Below are 14,837 nucleotides of genomic sequence, written 5' to 3'. Positions count from 1 at the left end.
CAACAAAAGTAAAAATTTAAACCTATTTAAGGTATGGTAAAAGTAAAAAAGATAAAATTATGTTTATACAATTTTGTTATATTATTAACATTATCGATGCTTTTTGCATGTTCTTCTAAAAAATACAACAATTACCACACTTCTGCTGTACTTTTAAATGTATCCGATAGTATTCCACTTGATGAACAAATTCAAAAATTCATAAATCCATATAAAACACACATTAATAAAGACTTAGATAGCATACTGGCTTATAACCCCATCACTCAAGACAAAAGTAAAGGACAATGGGAAACAAATATTGGAAATTTTTTTGCTACTACAGCATTAGATTTATCTAGACCTATTTTCCAAAAAAGAGAAAACAAAACAATAGATTTTTGCATGTTAAATCATGGCGGAATTCGCGCAATTATTCCTGCTGGAAATGTAACTTCTAGAACTGCCTATGAAATTATGCCCTTTGAAAACAGCATTATGGTTGTTGGTTTAACCGGAAAAGAGGTTTTAGAATTAGCAAACTATGTTTTAATTGAGAAGAAACCCCACCCACTTGAAGGGATTGTAATTAAAACGAATGATGATTATTCCAAAGTACTTTCTATTAAAATAAACAATATACCGCTTGACGAAAACAAAATATATTATGTTGCTACTTCAGATTATCTTGCAAATGGAGGTGATAACATGATTTTTTTCAAAAACAGTGCTTTAAAATATGATTTAGACTATAAGTTAAGAAACTTATTTATTGATTATTTTAAGAAAATAGATACACTTCCAAATATTACAACAAAACATGTTATAACTGAGTAAAGCTAAAGAAATGAAAAGAAGAGATTTTATACAAAAAACAGTTGCAAGTTCGGCTTTATTATCAATTGGAGGTTTGTCTTTAAGTAGTTTTAATGCGATTAAAGAAACTAAGATCACCATCTTACACACAAATGATGTTCATAGCCATATAGACCCTTTTCCTGCAGATCATCCAAAAAACGCAAATCAAGGAGGAGTTGCTAAAAGAGCCACTTTAGTTGAAAAAATTAGACGCGAAGAACCAAATGTTTTACTATTAGATGCTGGAGACATTTTTCAAGGAACTCCCTATTTTAATTATTATGGTGGCGAATTAGAATTCAAACTTATGAGCATGATGAATTATGATTTAGCAACAATGGGAAATCATGATTTTGACAATGGCATTGAAGGATTTTACGCACAATTACCACATGCAAAATTTGATTTTGTATCAGCTAATTACGATTTTAAAAATACTATCTTAAACGATATTGTAAAACCTTATAAAGTTTTTAAAAGAGATGGTGTAAAAATTGGGATATTTGGACTTGGTGTAGAACTTGATGGTTTAGTGGACAAAAAGTTATACAAAGAAACCGTTTATAATGATCCTATTGAGGTTGCAAAAGACATTACAAAAACTCTTAAAGAAAAAGAGAAATGCGATTTAGTTATCTGCCTTTCTCATCTTGGTTTTAAATACAAAAACGAACCAAATAAAGTTTGTGATATAATTCTAGCCCAAAAAACCAAAGACATCGATTTAATTATTGGAGGACATACACATACTTTCCTAGACAAACCGATAATTGAACAAAACGCAGAAAACAAACCTGTTTTAGTAAACCAAGTTGGCTGCTACGGAATAAATTTAGGTCGTATTGACTTTTATTTGTCTAATGATAAAAAATATGATTCTTTAACAAAAAATATTATTGTTTAATTTTTTCTAAATCTCTGTTTACAAAGTAATTTATTAAAAAATAGTACATTGGTAATTCAAACAAACAACTCAAGTAAACTAATGGTTTAAATTGAAAGTAATATGCGTTAATTACTGCAAAAAAATCTGAAATAAACAAACACATTAAAGTAGCAACTAAAAATTTACTACTTATAGTTTTTCTTTTAAAAAGATTATAAAAACTTAATATTAAAACACTTAACAGTACCACTACATAATTTAGAAATAAATAATAGTGGTGAAATTTAGTTTTAAAGAGAAAAGTGGATGTTATTTTTGTTAAAATAAACAATAAAACTAAAATCGTAATTATTACTCCAAAGTATTTATCATAAGGAGTTCCTTTTATTAAAAGCTTAGAATCCTTTACAATTAAATATAGTAAAATAAACAATATTATAAGATACATTGCTATTGAAAGCTCATGAAAGAAGTTTTCTCCAAATAAATTTATATTATCACTAATAAATAAAAGCCCTATAATATAAAAATGCAAAGGACTTTTTTTTACCTTTGATTCCGCCACGTAGTGATAAGTTATTGACGTTAAAATGATAGGTTTAAAAAACAAAATAGTTTCTTTATCCTCTATTATTCTAAAAAAAAATAAATAAAGAATATATGATAAAAAATGAAGAATTAATGATGGACTAATCTTTTTCATATTAATTACTTTAATTGTTTTTGTCTTTCAATAAAATATCGAGTATAAAAATAATATGATATAATTTGAGAAAGAATATTTGCCAATTTAAAAATCATCAATGGAAATAGATTTTTATTTAAAATAAAAAAAATATCAGAAACAATAAATAAAGAAACACCAATTATTAAATAAAAGTTTACTTTAGAATTTTCATTTACATACAAAAGGGTTGCAAAAACACCCATAAAAACCAATTCAATACCAAATAATAAAAAGTAAATAAATTCTACATTAGAACTGGTATCCAATACATTCAATATACTAATCATTAGGTATATTAAGAAAAAAAGTATTATTATAAAAGATAAATCCGATTTATTGATTTTATTTCTTTTTAAAAAATTAACAATATCCTTAAATAAAAAAAATAAGACAATTAAATAAGGAGTTAAAAAAACAAAAAGACCTAAAACATAATAATCATCTATATTTATCAAATAAAGCATATCGCCAATAAAAAAAGTGACTAATGAAAGTACAAATAAATTATTTAACCTCCCTTTTGATTCTATATAGTAATAAACAAAAATTGAAGGAATAATTACTGGCTTGGTTAATAAAGCTAAATATTCATTATTAATCAAAACTGAAATAAAATATAAGATACCAGCTATACAAAAAAGAACAATAGAAGGATTTTTTTTAATCATTAATTAGTTTGTTAAATTCTTTTTCATTTATAATTGTTATTCCTAATTTATTTGCTTTTTCTAATTTTGCTGGCCCCATATTATCACCTGCAATAACATAATTTGTTTTTGAAGAAATAGAGCTCCCTACTTTACCTCCATGATCTTCAATTGCTTTTTTCAATTCGTCTCTAGAATATAATTCAAACACTCCAGAAACTACAAAAATTTTATTTTCCAATACATTTGAAATAAATGTACTATTTTTTTCATTCATTTCAAGTTGTATTCCTTTAATTTTTAATCTGTTAATAATTTGAACATTTGTTTTATTCTCAAAAAAAGCAACAACACTTTGTGCAATTTTTTCACCAATTTCATCAACAAGCATTAAATCTAACAACGTTGCATGAGCAATAGCATCGATGTTTTTATAATGTTTAGCCAATTTTTTAGCAACCGTTTCTCCAACATATCGAATTCCTAAAGCATACAAAACACTTTCAAACGGAATTTTCTTCGAATCAGCGACACCTTTTATTAAATTATCTGCAGATTTTTCAGCCATGCGTTCTAACGGAAGTATTTGTTCTTTCGTTAAATCATATAAATCAGCATAATCATTAATCAACCCTGCATTAAACAACAAAGCAACAGTTTCTCCTCCAAGTCCATCAATATCCATTGCTTTTCTTGAAATAAAATGCTGAATTCTACCAATAATTTGTGGCGGACAACCATAAAAATTTGGGCAATAATGATTTGCTTCACCTTCAGTTCTAACTAATTCTGTTTGACACTCAGGACAATGCGTAATATAGTTAATTTTTTCAGAATCAGGTTTTCTCTTACTTAAATCAACCGAGATAATTTTTGGAATAATTTCACCTCCTTTTTCAACAAAAACAGTATCATTTATTCTAATGTCTAATTTTTCAATTTGATCAGCATTATGCAATGAAGCACGTTTTACGATTGTACCGGCTAATTGTACCGGCTCTAAATTAGCTACAGGAGTAATTGACCCTGTTCTTCCAACTTGATATGAAATAGAGTTTAAAACAGTACTCACTTGTTCTGCTTTAAATTTATAAGCCATTGCCCAACGTGGAGATTTTGCTGTATAACCTAACTCTTCTTGCTGAAAAACTTCATTTACTTTAACTACAACACCATCAGTTTCATAAGGTAAATTATGCCTGTGTGTATCCCAATAGTTTATAAACTCAAAAACTTCATCTATGTTCTTAACATGTTTTGATTGCTCTGGCACTTTAAAACCAAGATTTCTTGCTAATTCTAATCCTTCAAACTGAGTATCTACAACTTTATCATCTGTAATTATAGTATATAATAAACATTCTAACGGCCGTTTAGCAACTTCAGCACTATCTTGCAATTTTAAACTTCCTGATGCTGTATTTCGTGGATTTGAATAGGGAGCTTCTCCAATTTCTATTAACTCTTGATTCATTTTTTCAAAACCTTCAAAAGGCAAGACAATTTCACCTCTAATTTCAAAAAAATCAGGATAATCCCCTTTTAATTTCAAAGGAACCGATTTAATTGTTCGAATATTATTCGTTACATCATCACCTTGAAAACCATCTCCTCTAGTAACTGCCTTTTTTAAAACACCATTTTCATAGGTAATACTTATAGAAGCCCCATCATATTTAAGCTCACAAACGTATTCTAAATGAACGTCGCCAAGAACTTTTTGACAACGTTTTTCCCAATCCAATAAATCTTCTTTAGAATAGGAATTATCCAAAGAATACATTCTGAATTTATGTTTTGTAGTCTCAAAATTCTTAGTAATAGCACCTCCAACACGTTGAGTTGGTGAATTTTCATCGAAAAATTGTGGATTTTGCTCTTCTAATTCTTGCAACTCTTTCAATTTAGTATCAAACTCAAAATCAGAAATAGTTGGTTTATCCAAAACATAATAATTATAATTATGTAGTTCTAATTCTTTTCGCAGTGCTAGAATTGACTCTAAAGTATTCATATAAAAACAATTATTTATTTTGCTAGTAACGCTTCAAACTTACTAAACAATTCACCTTTACTTATTATTCCACCTTTTTTAATAATTTCAAAAAGTGATTCATTTCTTCCTGCTGAAATATCTTTTTTTCCTTGTTGAATTTCTACTGAATCAGAAAAAACATTCTCGCTTAACCAATTGATTCCTTCCGCAGATAGAAAGTCGGTTGAAGAATCTGTAGAGTTAATGACATATGAATAAACATTGCTATCTATACATTTAAAAAGGAAAATATAATTTTTAGAAAAATGATCAATATACTTAACATTATCTAATGCTTTATCCCAAATCATATCAGAAAAAACATCTATTTCTTGTTCTGCAACTAAAGGTTTATTCTTTTTTAAATCATCCCATTCTTTTTTATCAATTGACTGAGTTGCCAAGAAATTTATAAATTCGGGATGTAATTCTTCTAATTGTTCCTTCGTTAATCTTGCATATTTCATGTAAAATATCTTTATGTATTGTAAATTAAGGTAAAATCACTTCTTTTTCAATACAATTTTATGGTGTAAATATAAAAAAAAAGCTCCGCAATGTGCGGAGCTTCAATTATTTTTTGAAATTAAATTATGCTTGTTCAGCAACAATTTCATAAGCCAATTCAACAATCACATCTCTATGTAATCTTACGTTAGCATTGTATTTTCCAACACGCTTAACGATTCCACTTGAAATGAATTTCTTGTCGATATCATGACCATTACTTGATAAAACTTCTGCGATGTTTGCATTAGTTACAGAACCAAATAATTTTCCACCACCAGCTTTAACAGCAATTTTAATTTCAAGAGCTTTTAATGATTCAGCAATTTTATTTGCATCGTCAACTAATTTTTGCTCTTTGTGTGCTTTTTGTTTTAAGTTCTCAGCTAACACTTTCTTAGCTGAAGGAGTTGCTAAAGAAGCAAAACCTTGAGGAATTAAATAGTTACGACCATAACCGTTTTTAACAGTTACTACATCATCTTTAAATCCTAAATTAGGTACATCTTGTTTTAAAATAAGTTCCATGTTGTTGTCCTTATATTATGAGAAGTTAGGTTTCATTAAATTGAAAACCAACAACTTTTATTTAATTATTATTTTAATAAATCGGCCACGTATGGCATTAAAGCTAAGTGACGTGCTCTTTTAACAGCTACAGACACTTTTCTTTGATACTTTAATGAAGTACCTGTTAAACGTCTTGGTAAAATTTTACCTTGTTCGTTTACAAACTTTAATAAGAAATCAGCATCTTTATAATCGATATATTTAATACCTGATTTTTTAAAACGACAGTATTTCTTTTGTTTGTTAGTTTCAATATTTAATGGCGTAAGATATCTAATCTCTCCGTCTTTCTTTCCTTTTGCAGATTGCTCTAATGTAGACATAACTTAGTTTGATTTAGATTTTAATTTTTCTCTTCTTCTTTCTGCCCATGAAATAGCGTGCTTATCTAACGATACATTTAAGAAACGCATAATACGCTCTTCACGTCTTAATTCAGTTTCGAAAGCGATAATAATATCAGCTGGCGCTTGGAATTCAAATAAGTGATAAAAACCACTTTTTTTGTGTTGGATTTCGTAAGCTAATTTTTTTAAGCCCCAATCCTCTTTTGATACCATCTTTGCTCCTCTAGAAGTAAGAAAATCTTCAAACTTACTTACTGTTTCCTTTACCTGTACTTCAGATAAAACGGGATTCAAGATGAAAACAGCTTCATAATGATTCATAATATGATTATTTATTGTTAAATTGGGTGCAAAAATAGACAAATTATTTATACTAACAAAACCTATTTTAAATATTTCTCAAATTTAAAATATTTAACTTGTTTTATTAAGTTTTTTACTATACATTTAACTCATCTAATAGAATATCTTATGAAGCTGAATTGTATAGTTGTTGATGATAGCGCCATTCAAAGAATGACAATTACAAAACTTGTAAACGAATCTACTAATCTAAACCTTGTAGGAGATTTTGCAAATGCTCTTGAGGCTAAAAATGCTATCAACAACAATGTTGTTGATTTAATTTTTTTAGATATTGAAATGCCATTAATTAATGGTTTTGACTTGTTAGATGGATTAAGAGTAAAACCCCAAATTGTTTTCATTACTTCTAAAGCTGATTATGCCGTTAAGGCTTTTGATTATGAAGCTACTGATTTTCTTCAAAAACCAATCTCCAAAGAACGCTTCTTAAAAGCTGTTAAAAAAGCATTGGAACTACACCAATTAAGAAACGAAACTCCCGAAGACCAAGGAGAAACCATTATTATTAAAAGTAATCTTAAAAAACTAAAAATTTATACTTCAAAAATTAAATGGGTTGAAGCTTTTGGCGATTATATTAAAGTTATTACCGATGAAGACAGTCACTTAGTTTTATCTACGATGAAAGCTTTTGAAAAAGAATTACCTGAAGGTAAATTTATTAGAGTACATAAATCATATATTGTAAACTTAGAAAGAGTTGAAAAATTCAACAGTAAATTTGCTGAAATTGGCAAAACCAAAATACCAATTAGTAGAAATAAAAAAGAAGTAATTTCTGAAGCAATTGAAAAACTTTAATAATTATCAACATTTACAATAACTCGTATTGACCTGTATTGAGCAATTGCATCAAAACTCATTAATATCTTATTAATTTTTTGCTTACTATTGCCTAAATGCGCTGTGGTAGGAATTTTAATTAAAATAGTTCTAATAAACTCGTTTCTAATTTTACTAATCGCAGGTTCCTCAGGTCCAAGTACTGTCATGTTTAAACTTTGATTCAACACACTATACAACCACATTGAACCTTCTTTTAGTTTTTCATAATCTCTATGCTTTAACGTAAGTTTCAACAACCTCACATATGGAGGATATTTAAAGTTTTTTCGTTCGTAAATTTGCTCTTTATACATAGCATCATAATTATTACTTAAAACTTGCTGCAAAGTATTATGAAAAGGATTATACGTTTGAATCATTACTTTTCCAGGCAAGTCTTTTCTTCCTGCTCTACCAGAAACCTGAACAATCATTTGAAAAGCTCTTTCGTAAGCTCTAAAATTGGGTTGATTCAATAAATTATCGGCATTTAAAATTCCAACTAAGGTTACCTTATCAAAATGAAGACCTTTTGCTAACATTTGAGTTCCAACTAAAATATCAATTTCCTCATTTCTAAAAGCATTGATGATTTTTTCATAACCATGTTTTCCACGAGTTGTATCTTGATCCATTCGACCAATATTTTTATCTGGAAAAAGTTGTTTTAATTCTAATTCAATTTGCTCAGTACCAAAACCTTTTGTGGACAACTCAACCGAATGACAACTATGACAATGCGTAGGATTGGCAATGGAATAACCACAGTAATGGCATCTTAGTTGATTTTTAAACTTATAATAGGTTAAACTTACATCGCAACTTGGACAATGCGAAACATGACCACAGGTTTTACATTCTACATAAGGTGAAAAACCTCTACGATTTTGAAAAAGAATTACTTGTTCGCCATTTGCAAGAGTTTCTGATATTTGTTTTATTAAATCATCTGAAAAGTGTCCAGTCATTTTCTTTCGAAAATATTTGTCTTTTAAATCAATCAGTTCAATTTCAGGTAAAACTACATTTCCATATCGTTTTTTCAGTTGAACTAAACCGTATTTATTAGACTTACAATTATAATAACTTTCAAGACTTGGAGTTGCACTTCCTAACAGCACTTTTGCCTTAAACTGATGAGCTAAAACTATAGCAGCATCTCTAGCATGATATCTTGGTGCTGGATCTTGTTGCTTAAAAGTTTGTTCGTGCTCTTCATCAACAATTATAAGTCCTAAATTTGAAAAAGGTAAAAACAAAGCGCTTCGAACTCCAATAATAATTTTTGCTTTTTCGGATTTTTCAATCAAATGATTCCACACTTCTACCCTTTCATTATTTGTATATTTCGAATGAAAAACAGCTACTTGATTTCCAAAATAATCGGTTAATCGTTGAACCAATTGTGTGGTTAAAGCAATTTCTGGCAGAAGAAACAAAACCTGTTTATCTTCTTTAATATATTCTTCTATTAACTTTATATAAATTTCGGTTTTACCCGAAGCCGTAACTCCGTGTAATAAATTAACATCGAAATTTTGAAAATTATCTTTTATAGAATTTAAAGCAATTTGTTGAGCCTCACTCAAGGTAAAGTTTGCATTCTCATTCTTATTAAACACAACTCTATCTTCATTAATATAATAATCTTCGAAGATTTGTTTTTGAATAAGTGAGTTTATAATTGAAGTTGAACTTTTTGAAGTTTCTAACAATAACTTTACTGAAATTGGCTTTTTTGTAGTTGCTTTTAATTGAAAAAAACTTAAGACCAATTCCCTTTGTTTTTTAGCCCTACTTAACGATTCTAATAACTCCGATAATTTATCTTGATTATCGTAGTTTTCGTGTAATTGAATATATTTGGTTTGCTTTGGTTTATATTGCTCCTTGATTTCTTCTTGTAAAAGGATTACACCTTTTGCAATTAAAGCGTTTATCGTATTAAAAATATTCTTCTTATTAAGAATACTTACAATCTCATTAATTCGTAATGACGATTGAATTTTTAAAGCTTCAACGATTAAATATTCATCATCTTTTAAATCAATTTCAATTAAATCAGCTTCATTATTTAAACTAATTAATGTTTCACTTTCGATTATAAAGCCAGAAGGAAATGCGCACTTATATACTTCGCCTAACGAACACATGTAGTAATTTGCAATCCATTTCCAATGTTCAATTTGAAAAGAGTTCACTACTGGTTTTTCGTCTAAAATTTGAAGAATTTCTTTTGCTTCATATAACTGAGGCGGATTATTGTTTTTACCTAATACTAAACCTGTATAAATTTTAGTTTTTCCAAACGGAACAGCAACACGCATCCCAACTTGAATGTATTCAAATTCAGCTTCAGAAACTTGGTAGGTAAAATTTTTTGAGACTGCAATAGGCAAAACCGTCTCTATGAAATACTGCATAAAACAAAGATAGTTTGAAAAAAGACAAAAAAAAAGCACCTTCAAATTGAAAGTGCTTTTTGTATGCTGTTATTAGAAAATTACTTTCCTAACATTCCGTCTTTTAAATCTTTATCAGCAGGTTTTGTTCCTAACCAAATACCGAATAACGCTTTTTTAAAGTCATGACCATCGATAGTTCCTTTTTTAACTCCGTTTTTTAATACCACTACGCCTTGTCCAGGAATATTTGCAATAATAAAAGTATCTCCTTTTTTAATTTCTTCTTTAAAAAAACCTTTGAATTTATCAATTTTAGCTTTTAAAGGAGCTGTGTTTTTATTTGTAGAGTTTTCAAATCCTTCATTAACAGCATCTATCATTTTTTCTGAAGTTATCATTCCAGAAACAATATCTAATTTTATTGCTCCAGCACCTTTACTATCTGTAATGTCTTTTGCATTTGAACTTTTTGTTGGTAAATACAAAGATCCAACATATAAATCAATCCACATTTTTTCTCTAAGACCAGCTCCATTTAACGCAAGAGACTCACCTTCGACAGTTAATTTTGAATCAATTTTTACACCAGAAACTGTTTGTTGTGCATTAGCAGAGAAAATTCCTGTAAAAGCAACTAATAATAATGTTAAGATTTGTTTTTTCATGATTGTTCTTTTTTTAATAATTTTTGTTAAATATATAATTTTTTTCTTTTTAATTTAGTGATGGTTGCATTTATTTCAAATCCTAATAAGAGAACCATACAATTTATCCAGATATAAAACATTAAAACAAGAAGTGTGCCAATTGACCCATACAACTCATTATATTTTGAAAATTTCACTACATAAACACCAAATAAATAGGAAGATAGAATAATTAAAAGAGTAGTGAAAACTGCTCCATAACTAATAAATGTAACATCTTTTGTCTCCCTCGTACCAAATTTATATAAAATTGATGTAGCAATAAGTATCATTAAGACTACAAAAAGATATCTTCCCCAAATAATTAAATAAACATCATCTGAAATAAAACCAGTTGACTTTACTTTTTGAATAAAAACCTCAAAAACGACAATTGCAGCAACAGTAATAAGCAACAAAGCCGTTAGAGTTAATGAAATAGCTAAAGCAATTAAATATTGTTTTACAAAACCTCTAGATAAAGTTATATGTGCTGACATTTCAAATCCTCCAAGGATAGCATTAATGCCATTTGTCATTAACAAAATAGAAATAATTATACCCGAAGAAAGTAAACTTTGATAACTATTACTCATAATATCTGTAAGAATAACCTGAATAGCATCAAAGGTTGTGGGCGGAACACCTTGCTCTACAAAGTATAAAAAATCTTCTTGAAAACCTTCAATAGGAATATATGGAATTAAGTTTAAGATAAATAATGCAAACGGAAATAGTGCCATAAAAAAGCTAAAAGCAATAGCACTTGCTCTATATGAGAAAGCTCCTTTGAAAATTCCTAAAACATATAGTTCTAAAATATCATATAAAGAAAGTCCCTGCAAAGAAGACAATGATACTTTCTTAGTTAAAAAAACCAATTGTTTAACAACGGGGATTTTATTTAGCTTGCTTTCTATTTCTTCAGACATATATTAAATTGCCTTTAAACTTAAATCTAAATTATAAACAGAATGTGTTAAAGCACCAGATGAAATAAAGTTAACTCCACAATCTGCATATTGACGAATAGTTTCTCCGTTTATATTGCCAGAAGATTCCGTTAAACATTGATTTCCAATTAAAGCAACAGCCTCTCTTGTGGTATCATAATCAAAATTATCTAGTAAAATTCTATACACGTTTTCAGAAGCCAATATTTCTTTCACTTCCTCTATATTTCTAGCTTCTACTATAATTTTTAAATCTTTATTATGTTCCTTTAAATAAGCATTTGTTTTTGAAATAGCTTTAGAAATTCCACCCGCAAAATCGATATGATTGTCTTTTAACATTACCATATCATACAAAGCAAAACGGTGATTTTCTCCACCTCCAATTTTTACAGCCCATTTCTCTAGAGCTCTAATTCCTGGAGTTGTTTTTCTTGTATCTAATACTTTTGTTTTCGTTCCTTCTAATAAATCAACAAATTTCTTGGTTTTTGTTGCAATAGCGCTCATTCTTTGCATTGCATTTAAAACTAATCTTTCAGCTTTTAAAATGGCCTGAGAAGTTCCGTAAACATGGAAAACAACATCTCCATACTTCACAAGATCTCCATCATTAAAGAATGTTTCCACTTTCATTGTTGGCTCAACATAATGAAATACTTGTTTTGCAAAATCAATTCCTGCAATAATACCTTCATCTTTAACTAATAATTTTGCACTACCTTCTGCTTCAATTGGAATACAGGCTAATGAACTATGGTCGCCATCGCCTACATCTTCTCTAATTGCATTTGCAATAATTAAATCTATTTCTTGTTGAAATTGTTCTTGTGAAATCATAATAAAAAATTGTTTTGCTAAAGTAGCAATAAGTAATAGAATTTAAAAATAATAGTACAATTTTGGCATAAAAAAACCCAAGCATTGCCTGGGTTCATATTACTTTTATAATCTATTATTTATAAACAGATTCTTTTTTGAAATGTAAAGTCAATAAGTAGTAAACTACTGCTCTATATTTATTTCTATTTGAACGTCCGTATTTTTCAATAACAGCATCAATACCTTTATCTAAGTCTGCACTATCTTTTAAACCTAATTTTTTAATTAAAAAATTATTCTTAACAGTTGCTAATTCTTTTTCATCAGTACCAGAAACTGTTGAAGCATCAGCATTATAAATAGATGGACCACAACCAATAGTTACTTTAGTTAATAAATCCATATTTGCAGTCATACCACATTTATCTTTTAAATCAGCAGCATATTTTGCAATTAAATCGTCTCTTTTACTCATAATTATAGTTTTTAGTGTTAAGATTTACCCAAATTTAATATTTTTTTAGCAATTACTAAAACATAAAAGCTAATATTATTTTAAAAAATTATAGTTTTTTAAAATAATTTAATAAAACCTCGTTGTTTAACTTTTCAGGTGTACATATTTCTAATAAACTAGGCTGTTCGTTTGAATTAAAAAAATCATTCAACAACTCTTTTAAATTATTTTTCTCATTAGCTGAGAAATATTTAAAACCGAACATTTCAGCCAAATGATTAGCTTTCAAACTATGTGATGTTTCAAAAAACTCATTAAAAACTCTATCTTCTTTATGACCGGGTAAAATTCTAAAAATTCCACCTCCAGAATTATTAATTAAGATGATTTTAAAATTCTCTGGAATGTATTTATTCCACAAAGCATTACTATCGTAAAAAAAGCTAATATCACCTGTAATTAAAATCGTTGCTTTTTTTGAAGTTGTAGCGGCTCCAACTGCTGTTGATGTACTTCCATCAATTCCACTTGTTCCTCTATTGCAATAAACTTCAATATTTTTATCTAACTCGAATAATTGCAAGTAGCGAATAGCCGAACTGTTGCTTATTTGCAAATTTACATTTCCATTTAATTTTTTAGCAATTAATGCAAAAACACAAAAGTCCGAAAAGGGAACTGTAGCAAGATATTCGTTATGCTTTAACTTTCGTAAAGCTATTATATCAGACATTTCTTTTGCGTAAGAACTCGAAACTAAATTACATTTCAAATACAATTTAGTAAAAAACTCGTTTGCATTTGTTTTAAAATGATTTGTCAAACAACCATAAGTATCATAAGCTCTCAATTCATCAATATGCCAATGCTCGTTAGGTTGATATTTTCGTAAAAATGCTTTTATTCTTTTAGAAACTACCATTCCGCCAAAAGTAACTAAGATTTGAGGCTTAAAATGCTCAAAATCTTCAGTAGTAAATGGAGTAATTATTGCATCAATATTTGAAATAAATGTTTCATTATGAAGGTTTGAAGTTGCTTCAGTCATTACAACAACCGATTCGTCTTTTACCAATTGTTCAATTACAAAACTATCAATAGAATTGGGTTTTAATTCTCCAACTAAAATAAGTTTTTTGGAAGCTGAATTCCATTTTGAAATAAATTCTTCAGTTATATCAAAATTTATTTTTTTTTCTGCAATTGGAATGATATTAGGAACAACATTTAATTCATTTACAGTACTATATAAAGGCTCTTCAAAAGGAACATTAATATGAACTGGACCTTTATTAGTCATCGAAATATTTAGAGCTTCATTGATTTTTATATCATTTTCAGTAGAAGCAGTTTCTTGCAAGTTAGCACTGTATAAAATGTGATTTGCAAAAACATTTTCCTGACGAATAGTTTGCCCATCACCAATATCAATTTTATCATGAGGTCTATCTGCACTGATTACTACAAGTGGAATTTGACTATAAAATGCTTCGGCTACAGCCGGATAATAATTTAATAAAGCAGAACCCGAAGTACAAACAACTGCAACTGGTTTATTAATTTGTTGGGCAATTCCTAATGCAAAAAAAGCGGCACATCGTTCATCAACAATGCTATAACACTTAAAGTTTGGATTATTAGCAAATCCTATTGTTAATGGAGCGTTTCTTGAGCCTGGTGAAATAATTATATGTTCTACGCCTTTAGCTTTACAAATTTCTATGACACTTTGCGCTAAAGGAATTTCTGGATAAATCATTTTATATT

Annotated in this window: 15 protein-coding genes; 3 read left to right on the top strand and 12 right to left on the bottom strand. The window is 28.4% G+C overall.

All coding sequences use genetic code 11. From position 1 onward, the window contains the following. Positions 1-33 precede the first annotated feature (33 nt). The gene (locus OLM55_RS07185; protein ID WP_264558235.1) at positions 34-816 is read left to right on the top strand and encodes a 5'-nucleotidase C-terminal domain-containing protein; all 783 of its coding nucleotides are present in this window, start codon (positions 34-36) and stop codon (positions 814-816) included. A gap of 10 nt (positions 817-826) precedes the next feature. Continuing rightward, positions 827-1,741: a bifunctional metallophosphatase/5'-nucleotidase gene (locus OLM55_RS07180; RefSeq protein WP_264558234.1), complete on the top strand. Its 915-nt coding sequence runs from the start codon at positions 827-829 to the stop codon at positions 1,739-1,741. Positions 1,742-2,431: 690 nt separating this feature from the next. On the opposite strand, the gene OLM55_RS07175 is transcribed toward OLM55_RS07180, so the two are convergent. From OLM55_RS07175 to rpsF, 6 genes are all read right to left on the bottom strand, one after another. Further along, positions 2,432-3,118 (bottom strand): lysoplasmalogenase family protein, encoded by a 687-nt coding sequence (locus tag OLM55_RS07175; protein WP_264558233.1) that lies wholly within the window; start codon positions 3,116-3,118, stop codon positions 2,432-2,434. Continuing rightward, positions 3,111-5,111, bottom strand: a complete 2,001-nt coding sequence (gene ligA / locus OLM55_RS07170) for an NAD-dependent DNA ligase LigA (RefSeq protein WP_264558232.1) — start codon at positions 5,109-5,111, stop codon at positions 3,111-3,113. Before ligA ends, OLM55_RS07175 begins: the two co-directional genes overlap by 8 nt. A gap of 14 nt (positions 5,112-5,125) precedes the next feature. Further along, entirely contained in the window at positions 5,126-5,599 is a 474-nt protein-coding gene (locus OLM55_RS07165; protein ID WP_264558231.1) for a DUF6495 family protein, read from the bottom strand. 124 nt (positions 5,600-5,723) lie between these two features. Then, on the bottom strand, positions 5,724-6,167 hold the full coding sequence (gene rplI, locus OLM55_RS07160) for a 50S ribosomal protein L9 (protein WP_264558230.1): 444 nt from the start codon (positions 6,165-6,167) through the stop codon (positions 5,724-5,726). Positions 6,168-6,235: 68 nt separating this feature from the next. Beyond that, positions 6,236-6,532, bottom strand: coding sequence for a 30S ribosomal protein S18 (gene rpsR / locus OLM55_RS07155; protein ID WP_264558229.1), 297 nt, complete (start codon positions 6,530-6,532; stop codon positions 6,236-6,238). 3 nt (positions 6,533-6,535) lie between these two features. Continuing rightward, positions 6,536-6,877, bottom strand: coding sequence for a 30S ribosomal protein S6 (rpsF, locus tag OLM55_RS07150; RefSeq protein ID WP_264558228.1), 342 nt, complete (start codon positions 6,875-6,877; stop codon positions 6,536-6,538). Between the two features lie 150 nt (positions 6,878-7,027). On the opposite strand from rpsF, the gene OLM55_RS07145 reads away from it, so the two are divergent. Beyond that, positions 7,028-7,723, top strand: coding sequence for a LytR/AlgR family response regulator transcription factor (locus tag OLM55_RS07145; RefSeq protein ID WP_264558227.1), 696 nt, complete (start codon positions 7,028-7,030; stop codon positions 7,721-7,723). On the opposite strand, the gene priA is transcribed toward OLM55_RS07145, so the two are convergent. From priA to menD, 6 genes are all read right to left on the bottom strand, one after another. Then, positions 7,720-10,170 carry a primosomal protein N' gene (gene priA, locus OLM55_RS07140; protein ID WP_264558226.1) on the bottom strand — a complete coding sequence of 817 codons (2,451 nt, stop codon included), beginning with the start codon at positions 10,168-10,170 and terminating at the stop codon, positions 7,720-7,722. The genes OLM55_RS07145 and priA overlap by 4 nt on opposite strands. Before the next feature lie 80 nt (positions 10,171-10,250). Further along, positions 10,251-10,817 carry a chalcone isomerase family protein gene (locus tag OLM55_RS07135; RefSeq protein ID WP_264558225.1) on the bottom strand — a complete coding sequence of 189 codons (567 nt, stop codon included), beginning with the start codon at positions 10,815-10,817 and terminating at the stop codon, positions 10,251-10,253. Between the two features lie 26 nt (positions 10,818-10,843). Further along, complete coding sequence (locus tag OLM55_RS07130; protein ID WP_264558224.1) at positions 10,844-11,770, bottom strand: YihY/virulence factor BrkB family protein; 927 nt, start codon at positions 11,768-11,770, stop codon at positions 10,844-10,846. 3 nt (positions 11,771-11,773) lie between these two features. Then, positions 11,774-12,631, bottom strand: coding sequence for a carboxylating nicotinate-nucleotide diphosphorylase (nadC, locus tag OLM55_RS07125; RefSeq protein ID WP_264558223.1), 858 nt, complete (start codon positions 12,629-12,631; stop codon positions 11,774-11,776). 115 nt (positions 12,632-12,746) lie between these two features. Beyond that, on the bottom strand, positions 12,747-13,088 hold the full coding sequence (locus OLM55_RS07120) for a DUF2853 family protein (protein WP_264558222.1): 342 nt from the start codon (positions 13,086-13,088) through the stop codon (positions 12,747-12,749). Positions 13,089-13,176: 88 nt separating this feature from the next. Further along, positions 13,177-14,829 carry a 2-succinyl-5-enolpyruvyl-6-hydroxy-3-cyclohexene-1-carboxylic-acid synthase gene (gene menD / locus OLM55_RS07115; protein ID WP_264558221.1) on the bottom strand — a complete coding sequence of 551 codons (1,653 nt, stop codon included), beginning with the start codon at positions 14,827-14,829 and terminating at the stop codon, positions 13,177-13,179. Positions 14,830-14,837 lie beyond the last annotated feature (8 nt).

This window comes from Flavobacterium sp. N2270, from assembly GCF_025947225.1.
Taxonomy (GTDB): Bacteria; Bacteroidota; Bacteroidia; order Flavobacteriales; family Flavobacteriaceae; genus Flavobacterium.
This window is presented reverse-complemented; position numbering and strand designations above follow the sequence as displayed.